The organism is Plantibacter cousiniae (nom. nud.) (assembly GCF_977070315.1).
The window spans coordinates 114,308-139,212 of record NZ_CDRVEU010000013.1; the positions used below are offsets into that span (position 1 = coordinate 114,308).

The 24,905-nt window shown below is 55.1% G+C and carries 22 protein-coding genes and 3 pseudogenes; 10 read left to right on the top strand and 15 right to left on the bottom strand.

The genetic code is table 11. From position 1 onward, the window contains the following. Positions 1-91: 91 nt before the first annotated feature. Positions 92-1,513, bottom strand: coding sequence for a sugar porter family MFS transporter (locus ACW55A_RS22680; RefSeq protein ID WP_498811206.1), 1,422 nt, complete (start codon positions 1,511-1,513; stop codon positions 92-94). Between the two features lie 740 nt (positions 1,514-2,253). Here ACW55A_RS22680 and ACW55A_RS22685 point away from each other — a divergent pair. Continuing rightward, a pseudogene (locus ACW55A_RS22685) lies at positions 2,254-3,124 on the top strand (IS30 family transposase); the annotation flags it as partial. Between the two features lie 44 nt (positions 3,125-3,168). Here ACW55A_RS22685 and ACW55A_RS22690 read toward each other — a convergent pair. The 3 genes and pseudogenes from ACW55A_RS22690 to ACW55A_RS22700 form a co-directional block, all read right to left on the bottom strand. Then, positions 3,169-3,393 (bottom strand): annotated as a pseudogene (locus ACW55A_RS22690) (transposase domain-containing protein); the annotation flags it as partial. 289 nt (positions 3,394-3,682) lie between these two features. Continuing rightward, a complete protein-coding gene (locus ACW55A_RS22695; RefSeq protein ID WP_498811207.1) occupies positions 3,683-4,462 on the bottom strand; it encodes a hypothetical protein in 780 nt (259 codons plus the stop codon). 696 nt (positions 4,463-5,158) lie between these two features. Further along, positions 5,159-5,383 (bottom strand): annotated as a pseudogene (locus tag ACW55A_RS22700) (transposase); the annotation flags it as partial. A 5-nt stretch (positions 5,384-5,388) separates the two neighbouring features. Here ACW55A_RS22700 and ACW55A_RS22705 point away from each other — a divergent pair. The 3 genes from ACW55A_RS22705 to ACW55A_RS22715 all read left to right on the top strand — a co-directional run bounded on the left by ACW55A_RS22705 (position 5,389) and on the right by ACW55A_RS22715 (position 6,791). Then, positions 5,389-5,790, top strand: coding sequence for a hypothetical protein (locus tag ACW55A_RS22705; protein ID WP_410930323.1), 402 nt, complete (start codon positions 5,389-5,391; stop codon positions 5,788-5,790). Positions 5,791-6,061: 271 nt separating this feature from the next. After that, positions 6,062-6,370: a putative quinol monooxygenase gene (locus ACW55A_RS22710; protein WP_498811208.1), complete on the top strand. Its 309-nt coding sequence runs from the start codon at positions 6,062-6,064 to the stop codon at positions 6,368-6,370. Between the two features lie 52 nt (positions 6,371-6,422). After that, positions 6,423-6,791, top strand: a complete 369-nt coding sequence (locus ACW55A_RS22715) for a hypothetical protein (protein ID WP_369317895.1) — start codon at positions 6,423-6,425, stop codon at positions 6,789-6,791. A gap of 624 nt (positions 6,792-7,415) precedes the next feature. On the opposite strand, the gene ACW55A_RS22720 is transcribed toward ACW55A_RS22715, so the two are convergent. Continuing rightward, positions 7,416-8,552 carry a GGDEF domain-containing protein gene (locus ACW55A_RS22720; RefSeq protein WP_498811209.1) on the bottom strand — a complete coding sequence of 379 codons (1,137 nt, stop codon included), beginning with the start codon at positions 8,550-8,552 and terminating at the stop codon, positions 7,416-7,418. A gap of 757 nt (positions 8,553-9,309) precedes the next feature. On the opposite strand from ACW55A_RS22720, the gene ACW55A_RS22725 reads away from it, so the two are divergent. The 3 genes from ACW55A_RS22725 (at position 9,310) to ACW55A_RS22735 (ending at position 10,780) form a co-directional block, all read left to right on the top strand. Beyond that, positions 9,310-9,573 carry a PAS domain-containing protein gene (locus ACW55A_RS22725; RefSeq protein WP_410930684.1) on the top strand — a complete coding sequence of 88 codons (264 nt, stop codon included), beginning with the start codon at positions 9,310-9,312 and terminating at the stop codon, positions 9,571-9,573. A 402-nt stretch (positions 9,574-9,975) separates the two neighbouring features. Further along, the gene (locus ACW55A_RS22730) at positions 9,976-10,494 is read left to right on the top strand and encodes a 2Fe-2S iron-sulfur cluster-binding protein (RefSeq protein ID WP_499140642.1); all 519 of its coding nucleotides are present in this window, start codon (positions 9,976-9,978) and stop codon (positions 10,492-10,494) included. Further along, a complete protein-coding gene (locus tag ACW55A_RS22735; RefSeq protein ID WP_499140643.1) occupies positions 10,427-10,780 on the top strand; it encodes an FAD binding domain-containing protein in 354 nt (117 codons plus the stop codon). Before ACW55A_RS22730 ends, ACW55A_RS22735 begins: the two co-directional genes overlap by 68 nt. A 330-nt stretch (positions 10,781-11,110) precedes the next feature. Here ACW55A_RS22735 and ACW55A_RS22740 read toward each other — a convergent pair whose 3' ends face one another. Next, positions 11,111-12,268 (bottom strand): UvrD-helicase domain-containing protein, encoded by a 1,158-nt coding sequence (locus tag ACW55A_RS22740; RefSeq protein WP_498811210.1) that lies wholly within the window; start codon positions 12,266-12,268, stop codon positions 11,111-11,113. Next, positions 12,261-12,806, bottom strand: a complete 546-nt coding sequence (locus ACW55A_RS22745; RefSeq protein ID WP_498811211.1) for an ATP-dependent endonuclease — start codon at positions 12,804-12,806, stop codon at positions 12,261-12,263. The genes ACW55A_RS22740 and ACW55A_RS22745 overlap by 8 nt, the downstream gene beginning before the upstream one ends. A 432-nt stretch (positions 12,807-13,238) precedes the next feature. Here ACW55A_RS22745 and ACW55A_RS22750 point away from each other — a divergent pair, with 432 nt between their 5' ends. Further along, positions 13,239-13,511, top strand: coding sequence for a helix-turn-helix domain-containing protein (locus tag ACW55A_RS22750; protein WP_024671615.1), 273 nt, complete (start codon positions 13,239-13,241; stop codon positions 13,509-13,511). A gap of 858 nt (positions 13,512-14,369) precedes the next feature. Here the strand turns inward: ACW55A_RS22750 and ACW55A_RS22755 are convergent. From ACW55A_RS22755 to ACW55A_RS22770, 4 genes are all read right to left on the bottom strand, one after another. Then, the gene (locus ACW55A_RS22755; RefSeq protein WP_369317886.1) at positions 14,370-15,563 is read right to left on the bottom strand and encodes a hypothetical protein; all 1,194 of its coding nucleotides are present in this window, start codon (positions 15,561-15,563) and stop codon (positions 14,370-14,372) included. A 328-nt stretch (positions 15,564-15,891) separates the two neighbouring features. Continuing rightward, positions 15,892-16,482 (bottom strand): alpha/beta hydrolase, encoded by a 591-nt coding sequence (locus ACW55A_RS22760; protein WP_499140644.1) that lies wholly within the window; start codon positions 16,480-16,482, stop codon positions 15,892-15,894. 36 nt (positions 16,483-16,518) lie between these two features. Then, a complete protein-coding gene (locus ACW55A_RS22765; RefSeq protein ID WP_498811212.1) occupies positions 16,519-17,274 on the bottom strand; it encodes a YkgJ family cysteine cluster protein in 756 nt (251 codons plus the stop codon). Between the two features lie 98 nt (positions 17,275-17,372). Beyond that, positions 17,373-18,272, bottom strand: a complete 900-nt coding sequence (locus tag ACW55A_RS22770; protein ID WP_410933618.1) for a LysR family transcriptional regulator — start codon at positions 18,270-18,272, stop codon at positions 17,373-17,375. 172 nt (positions 18,273-18,444) lie between these two features. On the opposite strand from ACW55A_RS22770, the gene ACW55A_RS22775 reads away from it, so the two are divergent. Together ACW55A_RS22775 and ACW55A_RS22780 are read left to right on the top strand one after the other, a co-directional pair. Further along, the gene (locus tag ACW55A_RS22775) at positions 18,445-18,852 is read left to right on the top strand and encodes a (R)-mandelonitrile lyase (RefSeq protein ID WP_499140645.1); all 408 of its coding nucleotides are present in this window, start codon (positions 18,445-18,447) and stop codon (positions 18,850-18,852) included. Then, complete coding sequence (locus ACW55A_RS22780; RefSeq protein ID WP_498811214.1) at positions 18,849-20,252, top strand: MFS transporter; 1,404 nt, start codon at positions 18,849-18,851, stop codon at positions 20,250-20,252. The genes ACW55A_RS22775 and ACW55A_RS22780 overlap by 4 nt, the downstream gene beginning before the upstream one ends. A 15-nt stretch (positions 20,253-20,267) precedes the next feature. Here ACW55A_RS22780 and ACW55A_RS22785 read toward each other — a convergent pair whose 3' ends face one another. Genes ACW55A_RS22785 through paoA form a run of 4 tightly spaced genes read right to left on the bottom strand, consistent with a single transcriptional unit; the run spans position 20,268 to position 24,845 of the window. After that, complete coding sequence (locus tag ACW55A_RS22785) at positions 20,268-21,044, bottom strand: carboxymuconolactone decarboxylase family protein (protein WP_498811215.1); 777 nt, start codon at positions 21,042-21,044, stop codon at positions 20,268-20,270. 8 nt (positions 21,045-21,052) lie between these two features. Then, positions 21,053-23,254, bottom strand: coding sequence for an aldehyde oxidoreductase molybdenum-binding subunit PaoC (gene paoC / locus ACW55A_RS22790; protein WP_498811216.1), 2,202 nt, complete (start codon positions 23,252-23,254; stop codon positions 21,053-21,055). Further along, positions 23,251-24,207, bottom strand: a complete 957-nt coding sequence (locus ACW55A_RS22795; protein WP_498811217.1) for an FAD binding domain-containing protein — start codon at positions 24,205-24,207, stop codon at positions 23,251-23,253. Before ACW55A_RS22795 ends, paoC begins: the two co-directional genes overlap by 4 nt. Beyond that, positions 24,204-24,845: an aldehyde dehydrogenase iron-sulfur subunit PaoA gene (paoA, locus tag ACW55A_RS22800; RefSeq protein WP_499140646.1), complete on the bottom strand. Its 642-nt coding sequence runs from the start codon at positions 24,843-24,845 to the stop codon at positions 24,204-24,206. Before paoA ends, ACW55A_RS22795 begins: the two co-directional genes overlap by 4 nt. Positions 24,846-24,905 lie beyond the last annotated feature (60 nt).

Consider the following 24,905-nt stretch of genomic DNA (forward strand, 5'->3'; position numbering starts at 1 on the left):
GCCAAAAACGATGGAGATTCCAACGTCTGAGCGCAGCTCAGCGTGCCGATGTCACATGTCTCGTCATTTGGTAGTGTTGCTCAGACCATCCTTAACGCCCGGAGCGCTTGAGGAAGGTGCCCTGGCGCAGCGAGGTTTCGATTTCTTCCAACGATCGGCCTGCGGTTTCCGGTACGAAGAAGAAGATGAAGAGCACGCCCAGGACGTTGAGCAGACCATAGAACGCCATGGCGCCTCCTACCCCCAGAATACTGACCAACGATAGCGCGGTCCCGGTTAGCAGCAGATTGGAGCCCCAGAGCATAGCGGCGTGGGCGCCAGTCGCCTGATCACGGATCGACAGCGGATAGATTTCCGAGCCCACTAGCCAGCCGATGATCTGGATACCCGCCGAGTTGAAGACCATGAACAGCAGCAGCAATGTCACCACCAAGCCGCCATGGTGTTCGCCACCCAGTTGCCAGCGGAAGACGGCAGCCAGGGTCAGCAGCACGATGGCCGCCAGGGGCATAGTCACTAGCGTCAACCGCCGGCGACCAACATGGTCCACCACAAGCTTACCGACAAAGGTCATGACTAGATAGGTTATGGCCACGCCCAATGCCGCCAACAGCGCCGAGGAATGGCCAAAGCCAGCCTCGGCAAGGAAGGTCGGCGTGTAGTAGATCATCATCTCGATGCCCGACAGCTGGGTGAACGCCGCGACGCCGAGTCCGGCGATCAGGGCGGGCCGCAACCATGGCTGCCGCAGCGCCGCCCAACCCGTGGGGGCGTCTTCGAGTCGCTCTTGGACCGCCCGGATCTCGGCGATCTCCCTGCGCACCTCGCGGGATGTCTCCCGTACCTGTTCGAGGGTTTCGCGCGCCTCGGCCACTTGGTCGGTCTCCACCAGCCAGCGCGGGCTGTCAGGCAGCCAGAGCATGCCCAGGAGCAGTATCAACGCCGGCACGGCGGCCGCACCGATCATCCAGCGCCAGGTCCAGGATTCCTGCAGCACGTAACCGACCACGGCCGCCAGGAGGATGCCGATGCCGATAGACACGTTGAAATAGGCCACTAGCCGTCCGCGCTTGTCCGGCGGTGCCAGTTCGGCGATGTACATGGGCACGATCTGCGTCGAGGCGCCCACCGCCAGCCCCAGCATGAAGCGAAAGGCCCCTAGCCAAAAAGCGGTGGGCGCAAAGGCGCAGGCCAGCACTCCGACGATGTATAGCAACGCAACCAGCATGATGGTGCGGCGTCTGCCTAGGCGCGTAGACAGGCGAGTGCTGCCCACGGCGCCCAGCACGGCGCCGGCGAGGATGGACGCGGTAACCAGTTCCTGAGCCTGGTGATCGAGGCCGAAGTCACGGCTGATCTGCAGCAGGGCCCCTGAAATAATGCCGGTGTCGTAGCCGTAGAGCCCGCCGGCGATGGCAGCCACGAAGGCAACGAGGATCATGTAATTGGAGGGGGAAAGATTGCCCTGAGGTTGGGGCTGTTGTCCGGAAAGGGATTGCGGTGGAGTAGACACAGATGCTCCTCTGTCAAGACCCTTGCGCCACTGGAATAAGTGCACCAGATCGAGCGCAATAAGGGTGCGGCAGCACTAAAGGAAGTCAGCTCATGGAAGGGTCAGGGATTTGAGCTGAGAACGAAGGCATGATGCTCAGTAGCACTGCGCATCAATCGGCCATTGTAAACAATAAGCAGCGGCTTTCCCAGTGCATTATCTCCCTTGGATACTCGACAGGCCCACTTCAGCGAAAAGCGCCAGAAGTTTCGAATAGACTTGAGCCAAATCGTCGGTGTCGAGTCGACGGGCTCACTAGACGTTCGATAAAAAGCACGGCGCATGTTAGATGTAAGTAGGTCCTTCACCCTCACGATGGATAGCAGAAAGTGGAGAAAAGCCGAAATTGGCCCTGCCTTGACGCGAACGATACCCATCTCGGGGGGGATTCAGAGGCTCTACTGCCTACAATGCATCATGACAGGAAAATTATTCGCTCATTGAGTGCCATCAAGAGCTTCTAGAATTTCCAAGATCCAGAAAATCCATTTCCTCGTTATTAAAAAAGCATCACCGCTGCTCGCTCGCTTCTTACATGGAAATCCTCGTGTGAAAAATAACCCGAATGGGAAACGTACTAAAGAGGCGCAGGGAACAGGTGGTACCGCCCCAGTGAATATTTTGAATGGGTAGTTTCCAACATGAAGAACGACGGCTGCAAAAACTGAGTGCAACACCTCGACCTCAGGTAAAGTGCGGCGATGTCTTATACCGAACTCAGTATTGAGGAACGCGTATTCATTCAAATCGGGCAATATCGGAGCATCAGCCAGCGCGAAATCGCCCGTCAGTTGGGGCGCAGTCCGTCCACCATCAGCCGCGAGATGAGAAGAAATAAGGTTATCAACGCGAGCTATGCGGCCTGCCAAGCCCAGGCTTTTACTCGTGAACGTCGAAAAGTCTGCTGTCCCGCCAGACAGCTGGTGCCCGGCAATGAGCGATTCGAGCTGATTGTCTGCTTGCTTCGAGAAGGCTTTTCTCCCGAGCAAATCGCGGGCAAGCTGCGTCGCATGAAAATCAATTTTGAAGAAGCTTACGTCTGCCCTGAAACCATCTACAATGCCATTTACGCACTGCCTATGGGCGAGTTGCGCAAGGAGCTGATCCTGTGTCTGCGCCAAGGAAAAAGCACCCGCAGACCGCGCAGTGGCGGCGTTGACCGGCGCGGCCAGATTCCGGACATGGAGAGCATTCACGTGCGTCCGCCCGAGATCGAAGACCGGCAAATGCCCGGCCACTGGGAGGGCGATCTGATCAAGGGCAAGGACAATGCCTCGGCGGTGGGCACGCTTGTTGAGCGCTCCAGTGGTTATTTGATCCTGGTCAAAACGCGCGATGCTACCGCAACCTCGGCGGTGGAGGGGTTCAGCGCGGCGTTGAACAGCATGCCGCTGGAAGTCCGTAAAAGCATGACCTATGACCTATGACCAAGGCCGTGAAATGGCCAAACATGCTGAACTGACCCAGAAAACGGGGGTGGCGATTTATTTTTGCGATCCACATAGCCCGTGGCAGCGCGGCAGTAACGAGAACGTCAACGGTTTGATTCGCCAGTACCTGCCCAAAGGTACGTAAGCGCTCCATAAACCCCACCGAAATCAAAATTGGTAGAGCGCTCAGCTAGGCGTTGCGGGTGAGCAGTTCCACGGCAGCAAGGCTTCGTAATCCTCAACCGAAGTCGCCTTTGGCAGGCGTTCGAGTGCGTGGCGCAGCCACGCATAGGGCTCTTGGCCGTTGGCTTTGGCAGTCTCGACCAAGCTATAAAGTTGAGCACTGGCCGTTGCGCCCTTGGGCGTGTCGCTAAACATCCAGTTCTTTCTCCCGATCACAAAGGGGCGGATAAGCGCTTGGAATATGAGATTCATGGAGCGCTTACACACTTTTTGCCCTGTCGAACCTCTGGATAGCTCGAAAGCGGTTGCTGACGATGGGAGAAGTGCCCCTGTAATGCGGTAGACCGCCTTGAGAAGGACACAATTGAAGATAAAGCGATGAGTTAACAGCGGAAAAGGTCTGGTTTTCTGACTGCGCGAACGTTTTTTGAGCCTCAAGCCAAGAGGACGTCAGGAATAGACGCCTACTTCAGACCTTCCCTAGATGTGCTATGAAACATGCGCGTGAGGAAACATGTCAGAACATGTCAGTGTGATCCGAAATACCTACCACAGCTATAGGGGTTAAATCGTGTGCCGATGCAGCTTGGTCTATTGTATAATCGCCACTCACTGCATGGGTAGCCGTAAATAATTTACCAAAATGATCGATAGAGGTATTTACGGTATCGCTCAGCTTTGTAATGTTCTCGGTTAGCCTAAGAATATCAAGGGTTCCAGTCTGCTCATCATAACTGGAGCCAAGCTCTTTGACTACGGCGCTGAGATTCGTAATGTCTTGAGTAGATTCTATAGCGTTTTTCGTCACACTTGATACGTAGGTGGCGGATGATTTGATGAACGCGTTTATTCCCAGACCCACTTCGTCCCCAATCAGCGCAGACACAACTGCCAAATGGTCTAGTACGGGAATTAGCGTTCCATCAATGTAGTTTACGGAAGCAATGGCACTACTGGCCACCAGCCCGTTCATGTGATCAGATGTCTTACCTAGGCTGTCCAGAGACTGAATGATAAGCGTATTTTCATCCGTGTCGACGACGCCATCGCTGAGCGCGTCCACGATGGATTTCGTGTGGTTGATGACGTCGACCGAATCTGAAGCAAATGCTACCAAATTGGATTGTTGTACGTTTATAGTAGAGAACAGACTGGAAAAGCTATCTATAAGCGGGTGAAAGAAATTGCCAGTCGACTTGTCGAAGTCATTCAACCCTGGAATAATCTGGGAGGTTATAAAGTTAGAGCTTTCCCAGTTCCATCTTACAAAATCATTAGTCAAAACCTCTTGGTTCATGTCGACTTCTCCGTTTTTAGGGTAGCTAAGAAACATATTTCGGATTTAGATGCCCTGAGAATTTACTTTAATTCCCGTTCTCACCTAACAGCTTGGCAGCCTTGTAGCAACATGGCAAGCTTTTTTGGGGCAAATTGCCATCTCCATATTGTAAGAGGCGAGAGGCTGCATTACGAGCCCTATTCGGGAACCCGTACCAGCTTTGAAATTGGGCCTTGACCAGCTTTCCAGTCGAATTTCAGCCATCGTCAATGACTTAACGTAAGGGCGGTCTCGAAAGCTTAGCGCGAGACTGAGCTATTGAATTAGTTGTGGGCATCTTATGATGCCAACCATCGCAGGCCGATCACAAACTATAACTGCCGTCGGCAAGACCAACGATCGAGGCGCCCGTCTGGGCGCTTAGCACTCTGGTTTGGCGCTTTATCTGTGTATTTTTACCGTGAATATCCGCTGTCTTCCACTCGCGCAGATCAAAGGGCCGTTTCAGCAGAGTTTTAATTCCTGCTGAGTCATGTCGTGCCACATATAGCTGCACCAAAGCCCATGCGCCCCCCAATCCAGCGACCTCGGTGCCTGCCTGCCTGCTTAGCATAGGCCGCTACGCCGGTATAAATGCGCTTGTGAGCGTAGTCCGACCCCGAAGCGGCGCGAACAGCGGCATCTTGGATTCTTCACGGTGATGCCCTGAGCGCTCTAGGGTTTGTCCGAAAAGTCAGCCCGCAAGCATCTTTCGATGCAGGCCAGTGTGACCATGGCTTTAAAGCTGCTGGCCAGTTTGTCGTAACGCGTACAGATCCGACGTTTTTCCTTAAGCCAGCTGAACACCCGCTCAATAACGTTGCGTTTTTTGTACTGAGGCCTGTCAAACAGTCGAGGCAGGCCGGGTCGAGGCTTGCGATGCATCTTGCGCAGCGGAATCGAGCATGAGCAAACGCAGAGCGTTTAGTGCTTTTGTCCAGGTGCAGGACGATGACGGGGAAACCCCGTATTTGGTGAAGCTGATCCCAGCAGAGGACGGCGCGGAACCGGACGACTGCATGTACGAATGCGGTGATCCTGACTGCCGTGAATGGCGGATTGCGGAAGTCCTCGATGACCAGGCTCAGCCGACCGGGGAACAAATCTATCACGTCACTGAGTGCAACATGAGTGACCCGGCCAGTAAAGGGAAAACGGCAACGCCCAGCCATGTGCTGGGCCGAGGCCGTAGCAGAGGGAGCTTTCGCTTCCTAAGATGGGACAGGGAGTATCGAATGCAGATCGTGAAAACCAAAGGGCACCTAATCTACAGCGGTAACCGGGGAACGGCTAGCCACGCATGCTAAGGGAGTTGTCGAAAGGTCTGGTGGTCGGATGACGTCCCACCAGACGTGACAATCCTGGCGAATCCAGTATGCCCACAGTGTGGCGGGTCGCTCACGATGGATATCCCATTAGGGCATTACAGTGTGATTTCTGATAATGCAGGAATGCTGAGAAAAAGGGTTGCGGTGCAGTAACTGTAGCCTCCCTGTTTTGTCTGAATGAATAGCTTACGTGGCATGTCTCATGCGCTGACGGCTCCATTCCGGCGCCGGCATTGCCAGGACTCCCCACATGACTTCACCTCTTAACGTCGTCGCGATCATGAAAGCCAAGCCAGGCAAGGAAGCGCAATTGAAAAACCTGCTGCAATCCTCCCTGCCGCAATTCCAGCACGAGCCTGGGTGCCAGGCCTATGCGCTGTTGACGGATCTCGAAGACCCCACCCGCTTTGTTTCCTACGAAAGCTGGGACGATGAAGCGGCACTGCAAGCGCACATGAAGGCCCCGACCCTGACAAACGCTATGCCGGTTCTGGAAAATATCCTCGCCGAGCCCATGCAGCAGATTCGCCTTAATCAATTGCCGGGCAGCACCGTCTAGGCCGTGGTATGCCATGTACGCGGGATTGACATCCGATCAAAGGGACTGAGTCATGAAACATATTTTCTTCACTTCGTTGTTTGCTTTTAGCCTGACCGCTACAGCTGCACAGCAAAGCCTCAATCTTCCAAGCTGCGACATCCAAAACCAACAAGAAATAGCCGGCGAGACCGGCGGGCAGATCAGCGATCCAGGACAAGCACATATCTCAGTAAGAGCGAATGTTCTAAATGCCGATATCAGTACCTCAAGAAAAGGCCGTCGTATTACCGAGGTTGAAGCACAGCGCATGGTGAAACGTGTAGAGAACGTCCGGAATGAAACTAATCGGTTCGTCGAGCAGCAGGGTTTCTTGAGCGCGGCAGAGAAAGCTAGCTTTGACCGTGAGTTCGATGCCATTGCGATGCAGCTGTGTAGGTAAGAAAAATTGAGCAACGCCCAATTCTCGTCACGAGTTGGGGCTGTGGCCGTAGAGGAATACCGTGATCGTACCCTGATCGAGCAGGAAAAGCGGCTATCGCGCCTGAGGGCTTGCTGGCTGCTGCCTCCCAGCGCGACAGGCCAATCCGTCCTCCACTAGCTCTACGGACAGCGGAAAACGCTGACACACGGTTGACCAGGGCGCTAAGCCTTCCGGCCACTCCAGGCTGCGCCCGAGCACAGGATCCAGAAGATTCCTTGGAACACCAGACGATCATGATTGCGTAAGGCGACCCATTTTCTGTTCTGGGAAACCAGAGCCCTGATAAATTAAAGCGATGCGTCGGAGAGTTCGTAACACTCTGCCATGCTGGCTTTCAGCTAATCATGGCAGCAATTTTAGCGGCACTGATTTATCTTACAAAACCTAGCTCAAAGAAACGTTTTGTTTTGCTGACCGTGATTGAACCAGCCCCATGAAACACTGCATGCTGTTATCAAGACAACGTAGGGACTGGCTGTATCAGCTCATCATATTACCCGTGCAGTGATAGGTGATGCGCATCAAAAGGGGTAATCTATGTATCAGGCGCTGCATGATGGCAACAAGGTTAAATAGTCATCACTACGCATACCGATAACATCCCTTACCCGCCAATTTCGCCTGGTACAAGGCAATGTCGGCGCGATGAAGTAAAGTCTCAGGTGTGTCCGTGCCGGCTGAATCACTCAGAGATATGCCTACGCTGACACCCAGCCCATGAAATGCGTCGTAGGTTCGGCGATACTCCCCAATGGATTTAATGATGCGTTCAGTGATCAATGTAGCATGCTCTTCTAAGTCTGTTCGTAGCACTACAATGAATTCATCGCCGCCTAAGCGAGCAGCGAAATCGTTTGTTCTTATATTGCTGTTTAACAAGGTTGAAAACATGGTTAATGCTTTGTCACCTGCAGCGTGACCATAGCTGTCGTTAATGCTTTTGAATCCATCCAAGTCAAAATATAGGAGGGCGAGATGCTCAGGATTTTGGGAAGAGGGTTTCAACAGGCCTCTGAGCATCGAAAAAATTCCGGCGCGATTGAGAAGGCCGGTGAGAGAATCATGATTGGCTAGATATGAGCTGTGCGCTTCAGCATGATAGGCTTTGGCAAGATTACTGTTGAGGTGCTTGAGTAATATCCACAGTCCTCCTAAGTACATCGGAGCTTGAAGTATTAAAATCATCAGCATAGGTTCTGATTGGAACAAGGTCGAAAACTTCAAAGGAATATCGGTCAAGAGGATCTGGGCGAACGCATAATGAGGTATGCCCTGATTTCTCATAGCAATCGCACCATTCAGGCTAACGGCCAAGGTGCTCGATAACACCTGCAGTACAGGGTCGCCGCTGATGATGCACGCAGCCGTGCCCGCACCTATCTCAGCGGCCCAGACCAGGCCAAGCAGTAGCGATAGATCTGTGGCGTATTTAAGCGGAGGCTTGGTTGGAGCATTGCAGCGACGAAAGAGCAACAAGCGTACATTCCATATAATGGTATCGACACACAGCCATATCATAAAAATCTTAATTGGATGACGGTAGAGCGCTACACTGCAGATTAGTAATGTGCTGAAACCGGCTGCGATCAATGTCATGCCGGATGAAAAGGGCCCGGCCAGCAATTTCAAACGCGTAGCAGCATCCAATTGGTCATTTCCGCGGACGAACCAAGCAATGAAGGTTGTACGGGGGAAGAAATATCGTTCGCTGACAGCCATTAGGAAATCTTCCGGAAAAGGATGATGGCATTTTAACATCTTGTCAGACGCTATCATCATCAATCCGACATACTGTAAAGATTCGGTCTCAATGCCTGTTACAGGTTGATTAGGAGTTCCGACCGCCATCAGGAAGGGATAAAATTCAAGTCATATGCTTTTAGCTAAGCTTGATTTTGGCGGAATTCCGACAAGCGGCAAAGATAGCCCACAAAAGTGAACACCTCCGAAAAATGCGGAGCTTGAGCAAGAGCAATGGTTTTACTGACGACACCGCAGTGCCCATGTCTGAGCCCATTCCCCCGCTGCAAAGATTTCCATGGCCTAAATTTTTTCCTAAAACAGTCGATAAGCATCTATAAATCTCACGCCTCAAGGTATTCCTATGTTCTATAGTCGGCTAAAGAAAAAAATTTTGGAGCAGCAGACAGAGTTAGACGCGTTACGGAGCTTCAAAGCTGAAATCAACGATGCGATGATTTCAGTCACACTAGATCGAAAATTATGCGTTACCCATAGCAACGCCAACTTCCTGAAGTTTCTAAATGTAAAGGAGGGCAATGTCACCGGGCGTCCGCTAGGGGATTTCACGCCTGAATATGTTAGCGAGCTGCCCTGTTACAAGAGATTCATGATCGCGATGTAGAATGGCTCTAGTGTTAATGACGATTATAGGTTGCTCCGGACTGATCAAGCCCTCGTCTGGTTAAGGGGGACTTGGATACCAGTTAAAGACCATAGCGCTCTGGTCACACATATGACTTGTTGTGGTTTAGAAGCGACCGAAGTTACAAACTACGCCGAGAAAAATTCTGCGCTGGTGCAGGCGTTATTCCGATCAACGGCAGTTATTGAATTTGATCTGGACGGTAAGAGCATAACTGCGAATCAACATTTTTTAGATGCAGTTGATTACTCGCTCCAGCAGGTAGTTGGCAAGCATCATAGTATGTTTTGCGATCCAGGCTATGTGGCTTCTCCTGCGTATAAAGAGTTCTGGAATACACTGGAAGCAGGTTGATTCATTGCCGACCGCTTCAAGAGAATCGATTCTCGAGGTCACGAAGTATGGCTTGAAGCGACCTACAATCCCGTTTTTGACGTGCATGGCAAACTAAGCAAGGTGGTAAAATTTGCAACTGCTGTAACTGATCAAGTCAATAGTGAACAAGAATTAAGTTCTGCTGCATCACTCCACCGCACCCGACACTTTGCCCCATCACCTTGTGCCTAATCTGCGTCTTTACCCACTCATGAATTGTTCTCATGGGGCTATACGTGGTTACGGCATAGTCGCTAGCTACACAAGACGCTAAGTATCGGTAGATACATGCACCTATGAAACCGATGCAATGGCGAGCGGTTTTACGCGTGCTCCTCTGTTCGTGAACAGGCCATTCAGCTTTCCTGAGGAACACCGATCTTGGATACGACCAACATGATGCTTTTGCCCCGGCGTGAATTCATTATCGTAGGGGTCGTCACCTCCGCAGCCATTGCTCTGCCTCCGTTTATCACATCGAAGGCCAGTGCCGCCAATGCAGCGCCAACGAACAAAGCGCAGTTCGATATCAATATTAATGGCACCACACAGACGGTTTTAATGGATACCCGGACAACGTTGCTGGATGCATTGCGTGATCATCTACACCTGACCGGTACCAAAAAAGGATGCGACCACGGCCAATGCGGCGCTTGCACCGTCATTGCCAACGGCACCAGGATCAATTCATGCCTGACGCTGGCTGTTATGCATCAAAATTCCAGGATTACCACCATTGAGGGCTTGGGCAGTACCGAAAAACTACACCCCATGCAGGCAGCTTTCATCAAGCATGATGGCTATCAATGCGGTTACCAATCTGCTGGATTTGATGAAGCTCGAGATCGAAGCCCCCACATATTTGATCGACGTGAACGGACTGGGGATGGACACCATTGAGCCCACGTCCGAAGGCGGGCTGCGTATTGGGGCCTTGGTACGCAACACCGATCTGGCTGCCGACGCTCGCGTAAGAAAAGATTACGCGGTGCTCTCTAGAGCCCTGCTAGCAGGTGCCTCGGGACAACTTCGCAACGTCGCGACGACGGCAGGCAATTTACTGCAACGCACACGCTGCCCCTATTTCTACGATACCAACATGGCGTGCAACAAACGCAAGCCCGGCACCGGCTGCGCAGCCATTGGAGGGGTCAGTGCATATGATCGGCGACTCGATTCGATGTGATCGTGCTGGCCCACGAGCAGTGAGCATCATGGGGCGTCACCTTGATCGGAAGGGAGGCGGGCGGATTACGTATCTATTGCAGTTCGCCAAGCTGATTGCCGATGCCAACCGCTGTTGACTGTCAGGGCACCCGATCTCAGCGGTACTTGGGGTTTCAGGATCTGTGGCGGGCTGACGCCAGAAATAGCGATCTTATGAAGCAACAGTGTCAGATGACGAGTTCGGCAGGGTGCGCGCTGACCTGAAGCTCAACGACATATACCAGCCTATCGTTTTGCTTCGGGTCAACGTCCATCTGCCAAGTCAGCGGTCAAGAACAGATGTCCCCAGTCAAGCCATGGCCTCCGTCCAGAGGGGAAAGCGTAGCCCATCCGCTTGATTGTCTGGCACGATAAAGCCAAGGCTGTACCTTGCACGCGTGATGGCCACGTAAAGCTTATTCTGGGCCGTCTCCGCCTTCTTGGGGAAGGGCTTCGCTCCGCTCAATACGAAGTCGATTTGACTTTCCGTGGGAAGGATCAGTGTACGATCAAAACCTAAGCCCTTGCTGGCGCCGAAGTTATAGCACCGGGCATAAGAAGGAATGAAGCTTCTTCCCGACGTCACGCTCCATCTCAGCACCATAGGGTCGTACCTTGTAACGTAATCGGTGACGTCCGATTGCTTGACGATGAAGGCTCCCAGGTGGTGTATGAACGCTGGCGGGACATCAACAACAGCCGACTTGGTTGCCTTGTAGGCTCCCTTGTGCACTTCATCAGCGATATCGCAGATGGATTGCAGGCTTCGCCAGTTTAGGACAAGGGCTTCCTCGGTAAAGCCCATGGCTTTGAATGCAGCGATTTTTTCGTCTGATGTCTGAGGTGCCTTGTGACCGAACGTGGTCTCGTAGACTGTCTGACGAAAATCTCCGACGCAGGTGATTGGAGACTTCATGGCCTTGTCGAGGCCCTTCAACACGTCGTAATCCCATCCAACCAAATCCTGAACCTCGTCGAAGTAGACCTGGCTGTAGATTTCCCCGAGACGAATTGCGGCAGCATGCTTAGTAGTTTTCATCAACCTAGCGGATAATTTCGCGAGAAACCCTGTGTGCGCCTTGGTGTGGCACTGCGTTAGGAAGTGGTTTGGATTGAAGCTCTTGTCATCCAGCTGCTCTTTCCTGCCAGGCAAGGTGAACTTCGTCTTCGGCTTTAGATGAGGATTGCTGGCATTGAAAAAGAATGCCTCGATCCGTTTTTGAAAATAGGCCTGCTGATAGGGCCTTATCATGTCTTCGAGGTAGAAGGTGAACAGTCCCTTCACCACGAATCCACTGCTGTGTTGGCCAAATTCAGCCAGAAACCGACGCCGCAGCTCTTGCTGATTGCTGGTCGTGTAGGTCACCACTAGCACCTTCCCACCGCGTCTGATCTCGGCGATTGCTTCGGTGATGATTTTATGGGTTTTACCCGACCCAGCACCCGCCATGCACAGTATGTTAGACAAAGTGAAGCACCTCATCCAGGAAGGTGGGGTATTTGAACGCCTCTGTTGTTTCGAACAGTCTTATTGCGGAGTCCACCTTCTTTTTCCCCTTGCCATCGCCGTCTGCGCTTTTGAACCACTTAATGATAAATTCCAACTTGGCGGCAAACGTAGGCTCGGCTTTCAGTAGGTTAAACGTCTGGGGAGAAAGTACGATTTTTGCAAATGCCAGCAATTCCTTTTCTGACGTGGAATTGATCGAAATCATGGCAGGCTCCAACGAGAACTCCTCATCTACTTTGGATGAGATCAGCTGGATGTTAGGATATTTTTCATAGTCCTTACGCGCCGTGACGACGTTCTTCTCATAGTCACCATCGTTGTCACGCAGAACATTGACCCTTGTACCAATTTCCTTTCCGATTTCGATGAACGTTTTGAAGCCCACGCCGCGCACTACGATGATGTCGATGCCATCCTGCTCAGGGAGCCGATCATGGTTTTTGTCTTTATATATACGTTTGAGTACCAGTTCATCAGATGGCCCCTCAACCAGCACTACCTTCTTGGAGAGGGCTACGCGTAAGGTATCATAGCCGGGGAGGCGTTTGAGCGTCTTGACGACATCCTTAGGTAGTACTGTAATTCGTAAGCACAGTTGAGTATGGCTGCACGATTGGTTTGCCCCGTGTGCAGGGAGATGATAGTGGCAACAAAGCAGAGTCCTTCCATTTCGCCGTGAGTCCAATTCCGTACCTCACGCTGAGCGGGGTCATAAACAAAAATCAATTAGGGCACCCTGACTGGTAGAAGGCTTCGGTTTTGGAAATTGCACTGCTAGCGATGGATAGAAAAAAAGCCCGCGGCAGCTTCAAGGAATGTCCCTTGCAGGTTGGCGTCGACTCACCGCAATTCTACCGAAATGAACACTATAGATTGTAGCCCTATAGTGAGCAAAAAGGCTTTATCGTTCCTTTTGCGAGGAACGGTCATGGAAGTGAAGCAGGCGTTCGGGATTGCGCTCCGAAATGCCCGGGTTCGTCGGGGCTTAACGCAGGAGGATTTCCACGACATCAGCAGTAGGACCTATATCAGCACGCTAGAGCGCGGGCTGAAAAACGTCACCATTGACAAAGCAGCAGCATTGGCCGAGCGCACTGGCGTTCATCCTCTCACTCTGATGATCGAGACTTTCCTGATCCTCGACCCAACCGTTGATCTAGCCTCCCTGATCCGACAGGTGCAGGAAGAAATGAAGGCGTGAGGCTTCTAAGTGAGTTGCGGCACGGTGGGGTCATGACAGAGGGGAGGCAGAGGATTGGAGCCACATAGCAGCCCAAGGCATCGAGCTGCTGGAAGTCGCATGCATCAGCGCCAGCACGGACAATCTTAAAGACTTCAAGGGTACTCAGTGGACGTTGGCAAAGTGGCTAGCCAACGAGCGTGAGCAGGAGGTCATCAGGGCTGCCCCGTATTGCCCCATTCTGATGGAGTACACGGCTGCCGGACGGTTATTCATCCATGAGAGCCGGAGCTCATAGTCGCCAATGGTGCTGGCAACCCCGATCAGACTTGGTTGGCCGGCGTGCGCGGTGCGAAGCTGCCCGTCCGGCGGCTCCCCGATCAGCCCTTCGTACCTGTAAAACTACGTGAGGAGCTGGACGCCCTGCGAAGTGTGAACCTGATGGCTCGCAAAATCACGGTGGTGGTTTCGCTCCAACAGCCCGCGCCTCAACGGTCTTCATCGGCAAGACAGGTTGCAAAATCGCGGGTCAGAAGCTGTGCAGCTCGCCTATGTGGCGAGTTCCAGGCCACAGCACATACTGATTTCGTCGGTGAAAAAGTTCGAATGCAAGGATCGGACTGTGCTGATGCACTTGGGCTCAAGGTGCTTAGATCACCTATATCTAAGACGCTTCGCGACCCAAGTCTTCCAGCCGAAGGGAGCGCGCGCAAGCTCTCGAATTTCCGCCAATCCTTAAAGGCAGAAATCACGCCAAGCGAGGACAATCAGGGAGGAGGGTGCACTTCAGCAAACGTGGCATAGCATATGTTATACATCCAGCATTTCGATCTTTCATAATTAGCCCGCACGCCTATAAATCTAAAATTGTTAGCTCATTTACCTAAACGGATTTTGTGATGCCGACGCGCAGCGCTTCTGGAGCGCATTTAAAGACTCGTAGCCAAGCCGACTACGTGTATTGTCGAGTCCAAAATCCTGAAGCGAAACTATAATGGCTGCTGCGCGGATAGTATCGAGCCTCGCAGCAGCGACTAACGCGATGTCCTGTTCCGTAAAGCCATCCTGGGTCATCATGCTTACAGCTACTTGACTAATGTCTTTAATCACGTTACGTACCTGTCTCGACGTTATGCCGGGGCGACCTCCTAAAGTAGTGAAAACAGCCAAGTCTGGTGAAGCTCGATCGGAAATCGCGATAGCTCTCGTTCTTAAATACCGCTCAAAATAGCGTGAGAAAACGTCCGGTGCTTGCAAACGAAAAACGCGTCCTGCGTCAACGACAGAGTAGATTACTACGGTGTTCTCCTGAAAGTCACCTAATGTTGGACGCCAGGATTTGCTGCCTGAGATAAGTCTCACTGGAACAAGCATGAATATAATCATAGCTAAAATAAAAAGTGACCGTTCATGAGCGCCGTCGTGCTCACACATTTTCTCCGCCGCCTTTAATAAACAATCCAAATGGATTCGCTCCAGTCGTCCAATAAGCGAAACACTTCGTTCAGTAAGACTATCAATAAAAGATTCTTCGATATGCCTAGCAGGATTCATAATTGCGAGTTGACGCTTTTCCAAATAGTGAAAAAATTGCGTACATACTGATCGAATACCCCTGAGCGCCTTGGCTTTTGCCACTGGGTTATCGACAGCATTTGAAAAAGGGCGCCACCTACGATTGATGATGTAGTAGCCTTCACTGTTTCTTTTGAATCGGCGCATTGCGCTGCGACCAACCCAGTTTTCTGGTGGGGAAGCACAGAATCTTAGGAATTTTTTAAAGTCATCTATTCCAACTTTAGAAACGGGGGTTTTATTGATGATCCACGCCCACAGCAATAATCGCTCAGTAACGCCCCGATAATAATAAAAAGTGGTACTAACGTCTGCCGCTTGATCGTAGTTAACATAGCCCTGGAGGAAATCTTTCGCCGAGTCGAATATTAATACGGGATCTAATTCAACGCTGAAGCTCGCGAGGTAATCGGCAAGTTCAGGGTGCAATGTGAAATATACGTCCGACAAAAGCGCTGTGGCGTCCTGATCAGAGAACATGGGACGAGGTTCAGTCATAACGATTCTCGGATGAAATATCTGACCATAGCTCATGAAGGCCGATATGCCAGCTCCGGTGACGCATTCGATCTAACATTTATGGATACTAGCTGCAGACGGAATTAGCCTATATGACATTGAACCTAACATTCTAAAGTGTTGAAATTAGGGCGCTTTCAGACATTAGGCATTCTACTCCTTGCATCTATGAATACCCTGAGATTATCCACGTATTGATAAGGTTTCGCGGAATTGACGGGCGCCTGTGTTGGAGAACACTCATAAATTGCCGGTTAGCGATTGAATAGCAAGTATTTTTTTTGACGTTCAGGGTTAGCATTAATGGCTAACAGTCACAATTGCGGCGTACCCGGCCTGAGTTGAACATGCTCACAGTGGCTACCGATTTGAAGCGCTTGTCAGTCTCGGCAGCAGCCAATGAGTATCCGCCACCGCCGCAGATGCCTAGCAGGCCCAGACGTGTGCTGTCGGCTCCGCTGTACTGGCTTATGAAGTCCGCCATGCCGTGAATGTCTTCTATACGGTTGGCAGGTTTATCTACGCTGCGGGGTTGCCCGCCACTGGCACCCTGATAGGCGGCATCGGCGGTAATAGTGACGTAACCCAGTTCGGCCAGACGCTGCGCGTACAAGCCGGCGACCTGTTCTTTCACGCCCCCATTGGGATGGGCCACAACAACCGCAGGATGCTTGGCTTTGGGGTCAAAATTGGCCGGTGTGTAGACGTTCGCTGAAATATCCAAGCCGTTGAGCTTATAGGTGACCGGGTGAATGTTGACCTTTCCCGGCTCGTTTTTGGTAATGGCACCTTCGTAGGCCAGCGTGTAAGGGTTCTTCTTGTAGTCAGCCGCCATCAGCTCTGCACCTGAAGCACCGAGCAGCGCGGCCAGGGCGGTATGTCGTATAAGTTTGCTCATCGTTACAGTCACCTTTTCCAGTGTTCCGGTTTGGATTTATCTCAAGGCGTGGAAGACGTAATCGACGCTCTCGGCATCATCAAGGGCGAGCTCTCCACGGGCCAATGCTTCACCAAGTGACGACTGCGCGACCCGAAGTTTCCACCTGCCCAACGCTTGGGTGCCTGATTCAGGGATCGGCTCTTCGGCGTTTATTGCCTCTAGGAGTAGCTCCCGTGCCGGGAATTGGATGACCAAAGCTTCGGCTTTCCATGCCGCCACGTTGATGCCCAGTCGGTTGCAGATTGCGATCTTGGCTCGCGCATCGGCCCTGTCGGCGAGGCGAGAGACCTGGATAAGCGAATGCAGTGACGAGTCGGATCCCGTGTCACTGGCGATGATTTCACCGTGTTCCCACGCCTCGCGTGGGCAGTCCTTGTCTTGCGGCTTCAGCTCGATGAAAGGATTGATTTCCATTGGATAGATACGGCACACGAGCGGGCGTTCGACGTAGATACTGCAGAGGTCATCGGCTTGCAGGTTTGGGCACTGGGCGAGCGCGTTGGCGGCGAAAATAGCCGTCACCTGTACGTGGGTATTGCCGCATGAGACTTGGGCCGAACGCAACAGGCTGTGCTGATACTCCTGCTCTGACGCTGGCCAATGGAGCTGTTTGAACGCCTCCAAAAGGATCGCCACGTCATGGCCGCGTTCCAGCCATTGCCGCGCCTCCAGCAGCGTAAGCGGGATGAAGCGTCCTTTGCAGCAGGCGCCGCATCCGACGCAGTTGAAGCGGGTTGGCTCATGCTGCATATCGACTCCACACAAAGGACGCCAAGGCATATTAATGTCAGGGGCGTAGTTTGATTAGTCGATGGGCAGCACTAAGAGTCATGAGGCCCGATCATTAATCAACCTTGAGGACGGTAGCGCAGCGCCTCGACCAGCAGCGCGAAGGCCGGCGATGCCTGGCGGCGACTGGGGTAATACAGGTGAAACCCCGAATACCACGGACTCCAGTCTTCGAGCACGACCTGCAACTGCCCACTGGCAATGTAGGGGGCCGCGATGTCTTCGGGAATGTAACTGAGCCCGAAGCCGTCCAGTGCGGCATCGAGTAATTGGTAAACACCGTTGTAGGTGATCTGACCCGCGACGCGCACGTTGAGAGTCTCGTGGTCCTTGGCAAATTCCCACGCATAGACGCCGCCATTGGTCGGCAGACGGAGGTTGTTGCACAGGTGCTTCGGCAGGCAGCGCGGGGTGACAGGTACGTCGCGTTGGGCGAAGTAATCGGGCGTGCCTACCACCAGCATGCGCATGTCCGGGCCGATGCGGGTTGCGATCATGCCATCGGCCACGGCTTCGCCGAGCCTCACTCCAGCATCGAAGCCCTGGGCTGCGATATCCACGAAGCTATAGTCGCAGCACACCTCCACCGAGATGTCGGGGTACTGAGGGAGGAACTGCTTGAGGGCAGGGCGCAGTACCAATTCTAACGCGTGATCCATGGCACTGATGCGGATGTTGCCTGCGGGCCTGTCGCGCAGATCGCTGAGATCCGCCAAGGCGAACTCGATCTCCTCGAACATCGGGCCGACCGTCCCGATCAGTCGCTCGCCCGCTTCTGTGGGAGACACGCTGCGGGTAGTACGCGTCAGTAGCCTGAGACCCAATCGTGCCTCCAGGCCTCGCACGGTGTGGCTGAGCGCCGATTGCGAGACCCCTAGCTTGCCCGCCGCTTTAGTGAAGCTGCGCTCCTTTGCAACCGCCAGAAAGGCAATCAGGTCGTTGGCGTTTTCCCGAAGCATTGATGAATCCTGCTCATTGATTTATTTGGATTCTAGTGACTAATCGGATTGAAATGTAACTGATAGATTACAAAACTTTACTGAAGCCACCGGAGACTCCTGAATGAAGTCACTTACAGCAGTTGCTCTCTCAATGGCCTTGCTCAGCGCTGAAACCGAAGGAGCACAGCCCATGAGCGTTGTCGTCACCCCTGTAGGTTCCCAGCCATCGACTGTTGGCCCCGCCGAGTATTTCACCGGCAAAGTACGTGTCGATGCGCCGTTTAAAGGCACCGACGGAGCCCGCATCGGCGGCGCGACGGTGACTTTCGAGCCAGGGGCACGTACAGCCTGGCATACCCATCCACTTGGCCAGACACTGATCGTCACCGCAGGGTCCGGTTACGTGCAACAAGAAGGGCAGGCGCGGCAGGCGATTCGCCCTGGCGACACAGTCTGGATCCCGCCCCACGTCAAGCACTGGCACGGTGCTGCGGCGGACACTGGCATGAGCCACATTGCGATCGCCGAGGCTCTGGACGGCAAGACTGTCGAGTGGCTGGAGCAGGTGAGCGACGAAGACTACGGCCAGGCACGATGAACCCTTTGTCACGCAACCAGTGGGGCGTCCTGCTGGTTATCTTATGCAGTTATCTCATGATCGTGCTGGATACCTCGGTGGTCATCACCGCCTTGCCCCAGATCCGCCAGACGTTCGCCATGACCACTACCGGGCTTTCCTGGGTGCAAAACGCCTATACCCTGGCTTTCGGCGGGCTGTTGCTGCTGGGTGCGCGTGGCGGCGACATTCTGGGGCGCCGACGCATGTTCGTGATCGGCTTGGGTGTATTCATGTTCGCCTCGTTGCTGGTTGCGGTGGCGCAGAGCACTGGAGTGCTCATCGCCGCCCGCGGCCTGCAGGGTGTGGGTGCAGCGATCCTTGCGCCTTCGTCCCTGGCGTTGCTGCTGGTCAATTTTGAAGGGCAGCAGCGTACGCGCGCTATCGCCTGGTATGGCGCCACCGCCGGTGTGGGCTCCAGTCTTGGCCTGCTGATCGGGGGCGTACTCACTCAATGGGCATCCTGGCGCGTGGGCTTCCTGATCAACCTGCCGATTGGCTTGGCTCTGATTATCACCACGTTGCGCGTGGTGCGCGAAACCCCCGTAAGGCCAAGCACATTCGACCTGGCTGGAGCGCTGCTATCAACAGTCGGGATGACCTGTCTGGTTTACGGCATCGTCAGCGCAGCCAATACCGGATGGGGCGATACAAGCACGATTTGCGGGCTCGTCGCAGGGGCGCTTCTACTTACGATGTTTGCTTTTCACGAGGCGCGGACTTCGGACCCGATCCTGCCGCTTCGCTTGGTCCAGCACCAGGTAAGGGCGGGCGCGTACGGCGCTCGGCTGCTTTTTCTGGGTGCGATGATGAGCTTCTATTTCTTTACTACTCAGTACCTACAGGAAGTGCTTGGGTTCAGCGCGAGTGAGGCGGGATTGGCGTTTTTGCCGACCACCCTGGCGAACTTCGCTGCCGCAATGGCCATCCCCCGGCTTACCCGGTTGTTTGGCAACGGAGCGCTGCTGGCCGCTGCGGTGGCTGTAGGGTGTATAGGTATGATTTGGCTATCGGGCCTTGGCCCGGACACTGGATATCAGGCCGTGATCCTGCCGCTGCTGTTGATCGGCTTGAGCCAGGGCGCCTGTCTCAGCCCGCTGACCGCCGCGGCGATGACTGACGTGCAGCCTGCAGATGCCGGCGCGGCGTCTGGGCTGGTGAATGTCAGCCACCAGCTCGGGGGGACCTTGGGCCTTAGCGTGCTGACCGTCGCGTACAGCTATGGCGCCGGTTCTTCGGAGTCGGTCCAGGCAGTCTCGGCGGGTATTTCCATGGCATTCATCTGGAGCGCGGTCATGCTGGCGTTAGCGCTGGTGGTCGTGCTTGCTCTGATCGTACGAGGCGCCCCGCAAAACGCTGCCCTTGCGCAGCGTCAGGGGTAACCCGCGTTCAGCCGATCAGTCTTTGGGTCGAGAATCGAAGACCTCTTTGAAAACTCCAACTGCAGACATCGCCTTCGGCCAACCAACATAGAACGCGAGGTGGGTGACCACCTCCGAGGCTTCAGTTCGGGTCAGGCCGTTGTCCATCGCGCGATTGAGATGGAACGGCAACTGTGGCGCCTGACCCTGCGCGATAAGCGAGGCGACGGTGACCAGGCTGCGGTCCCGAGCCGTGAGGCCAGGATCGCGCCAAAGGTCGGCGAACAGCACGTCATTGGTGTAATCACCCAGCTTCGGCGCTACGGCTTCGGTAGCCGACTGCACCGCGGCGCGTCGCTTGGTTTCGCTGGCGGCATCGAATTCCAGTGGCTCAGCGGCTGGTAGCACAATGGCGTCTTGAGCGATCTTGCGATCGGTGAACACCTTGTGCGCCACGCCGGTTGCCGACATTGCGTTCGGCCAGCCAGCGTAGAAAGCCAGATGGGTAATCAGCGCGCTGATCTCACTGGGCTTGAGCCCATTATCCAGTGCTAGATTCAGGTGCCCGGTCAGCTGGGCGCTCTGGCCATTGGCGATGAGTGCGGACAGGGTGATCAGGCTCCGGTCACGGCGCTTCAGTTGCGGGCGCTTCCAGACTTCGCCGAATAGCAGTTGGGTGGTGTAGTCGTAAAGCTGGGGCGTGACTTCCTGAACGTGGGGCGCAGGTCTGGGATCGGGTTTGGCAGTTGTGGCGCCGGCTTCGGTCATGGCGGCGAAGCACAGCGTGGCGAACGTGGGTGCAAAAAGTCTCATGGCAAGTCTCAGCTAGTGGCTATCGCTGGCAAGTGATCCAGAAATTTGTCGAGGGTGATCGGGTACTCGCGTACGCGCACCCCGGTGGCGTTGTAGACGGCGTTGGCGATGGCGGCGGCGACCCCCGAAATGCCCAGCTCGCCAACGCCCTTGGCCTTCATTGGCGATGAGTAGGCATCGACTTCATCGATGAAAATCACTTCTTGATGCGGGATGTCGGCATGCACCGGCACTTCGTACCCTGCAAGGTCGTGATTGACGAAAAAACCATGGCGTTTGTCGACCACCAGTTCTTCCATCAACGCGCCGCCCACGCCCATGGTCATTGCTCCGATAACCTGGCTGCGGGCCGTCTTGGGGTTGATGATGCGGCCGGCGGCGCAAACGGCAAGCATGCGGTCGATGCGCACCTCGCCGGTGGCGGCATCGACTCGGACCTGCACGAAGTGCGCACCGAAAGTCTGGTGTTCTCGTTCCTCACGTGCCTTGCCGAATTCCAGAATGTCTTCGCCCGTTAACGTACCGTTTTGCGCGACTTGCGCCAGGGACATGGTTTTGCCGCTGCCGCGTACCTGGCCATCGGTGAACTGGGCCGTCGCGGGGTCGAGACCCATTTTTTCGGCGATGAGTGTCCGCAGCTTCATGCTCGCGGCATACACACCGGAGGTGGATGAGTTGGCACCGCGCTGGCCAGCTGAACCTGCCGAGGTAGGGAAGGTAGAGTCGCCCAGGCGAACCACCACCTTGTCCAGGCTTACGCCCAGGGTTTCGGCCGCGGTCTGGCCGAGGATGGTGTAGCTGCCGGTGCCGATATCGGTCATGTCGGTTTCGACGGTGATGATCCCATTAGAGTCCAGGTGCACCCGCGCAGCGGAGTCGCGGATCGGATTGCCGCGAATGGCCGACGCCATGCCCATCCCGATCAACCACCGACCTTCGCGGCGGCTGGCTGGAACGGCAGGGCGCTGATCCCAACCGAAGTGCTTCGATCCGGTCTCCAGGCATTCGATCAGCGCACGTGTGGTGAATTGCCTAGATGGTTCGCCGGGCACCACCTGGGTGTCGTTGGCGATGCGCAGCTTCACGGGGCACATGTTCAGGGCTACGGCCAACTCGTCCATGGCGCCTTCCAAGGCCATCATCCCGGAGGCTTCGCCCGGCGCACGCATTGCGTTACCTTCCGGCAGATCGAGTACGGCGAGGCGAGCACGGCTCATGCGGTTGGCCCCTGCGTACAGGACCTGAGTCTGGGTCACAGCTTTTTCGAACGGCCCGCCTGGCAGGTTGCCGGACAGGGTTTCATGGCCGATGGCGAGGATCCGGCCCGAGCGATCGGCGCCCAGCCGCACGCGCTGAATCGTGGCAGGCCGATGGGTAGTGTTGTTGAACATCAGCGGCCGGCTGAGCGCTACCTTCACCGGTCTGCCCAGTTGGCGCGCGGCAACCGACGCCAGGACCGCGTCGGCGAGTACCGACGCTTTGCCGCCGAAGCCTCCGCCGATGTACGGTGATGTCAGGCGAATCTTCTCGGGCGGCACACCCAGGATAATCGACAAGTCGCGCTTGCTCCACGACAACAACTGGATCGAACACCACAGCGTCAGTTGGTCGCCTTGCCACCGCGCTGTTGAGGCATGCGGCTCCATCATCGCGTGGGCCTGGTCGGGCGTGGCGTAGGTCACATCAATCTGAACGGCAGCCTGATTAAAAGCGTCGTCGAACTGGCCGACGTCGGTATCGGGCCCAGTCTTGGGGATCTGCGCATTCGGGCGTTCGGCCGCCAGGTCGAAACGGCCCTGACCTTTCACATAGTCGACTTCGATGAGCTGAGCCGCAGCACGCGCCTGTTCGAAGGTCTCGGCGACGACGATCGCGATGGCCTGGTGGTAGTGATCAATGTCGGGCCCGCCCAGTGCGCGGGCGGCATTGAACTCGCTTTTGCCCAGCGTGCCTGCATTGGCTGCGGTGATCACGGTTAACACGCCGGGGGCGTCCTGTGCGGCATCTGTGCGCATCTGCGCGATGCGACCTTTGCCGATAGCGGCACCCAAAATGTAACCGTACACCGCGTCTGGAACCTGTTCGTGGTTCTCGTAGGCATAGTGGGCGGCCCCGGTCACCTTCAGCGGCCCCTCAATACGATTCAGAGGTTGACCGACGACTTTCAACTGGTCTATCGGATTGTCGCCCGTGGGCAGGTCGAATTTCATGACTGCGCCCTCGCTTGCAACATTGCCGATGCCACTGTTCGCTCCACCAGAGTGAGCTTGAAGGCGTTGTCATGTGACGGGGTTGCGCCACGCAAAAGGCTGCCAGTCACCGCCTTGGCGCCCTCGGGCATCAAGGCATCGGCAGCATCGACGCGCCATGGCTTGTGGGCGACGCCGCCAAGCGCAACGCGCCCCGTTCCGTCGGGTTGCAGGATTGTCGCCACCGAGATCAGGGCGAAGGCATAGGAGGCCCGGTCTCGCACCTTATGATACTGATGCACGCCTCCGAGCGGCCTGGGCAGTGTCACGGCGGTCACCAGCTCATCGGAATAGAGAGCCGTCTCGATGTTGGGCGTATTGGCCGGCAGCCGATGGAAATCGGCGATGGGAATGGAGCGCACGTGCCCGTTGGCCCGCACCGTCTCGACGGTAGCATCCAACAGCCTCATCGCCACCGCCATGTCGCTGGGGTGAGTCGCGATGCAACTCTCGCTGGTGCCGATGATCGCCAGTTGCCTACTGAAACCGCCAATGGCCGCACAGCCGGCACCCGGGCTCCGTTTATTGCAGGCCATGTTGGTGTCGTAGAAGTACGGGCAACGGGTGCGCTGCAGCAGGTTGCCGGCAGTCGTTGCCACGTTGCGCAGTTGCCCCGACGCGCCTGCCAGCAAAGCCCTGGCCAGCACAGCATAGTCTGTGCGGACCCGCGGGTCGGCGGCCAGGTCGGTGTTGCGCACCAGTGCGCCGATCCTCAGACCACCTTCGGACGTGGGTGCAATGGTGTCCAGGCCCAGCCCGTTGACATCGATCAGATGTACCGGCGTCTCGATCTGCAGCTTCATGAGATCAAGCAGATTGGTGCCGCCGGCAATGAATCGAGCGCCTTCCAGTTGTGCGGCCTGTGCCGCGGCGTCTGCGGGGGAAGTGGCGCGCAGGTAATTGAACGGTCTCATACGGTCTCCTGCGCGACTTCGCTGATCGCCTCGATAATGTTGGAATACGCACCACAACGGCAGATATTGCCGCTCATGCGCTCCTGGATTTCCCGCGCCTCCAGTCGCGGAGCCTGCGTGAGGTTGTCACTGACGTGGCTGGGAACGCCTGCGCGGATTTCATCAAGCACGGCCACTGCCGAGCAAATCTGTCCGGGTGTGCAGTAGCCGCATTGATAACCGTCATGCTTGATGAACGCGGCCTGCATGGGATGCAGGTTTTGCGCGCTGCCTAAGCCTTCGATAGTGGTGATGTTCGAACCTTGATGCATGACGGCGAGGGTCAGACAGGCGTTGATCCTCGAACCGTTGGCAATGACCGTACATGCGCCGCATTGACCATGGTCGCAGCCCTTTTTCGTACCGGTGAGGTGCAGATGGTCGCGCAAGGCGTCCAGCAAGGTAGTGCGGGTGTCCAGTTCCAGGGTGTGTGACGTTTGGTTGATGGTCAGGGCTACTTTCGCAGCATTTGGCCGTGCCGCGTTGGCAGCGCTGGCTTTGGCGCTGAGGAAAGGAGGTAGGGCGATTGCCGCAGATGACACCACCCCAATGATAAGAAAGTTGCGCCTGGTTAACGGCGTCATGTCGTTCGTATCCACGGTTACATTTCCTCGGGAAGGCTGTGCGATCTGTGCACCGTCCGAAGCGCTCTTGAACGA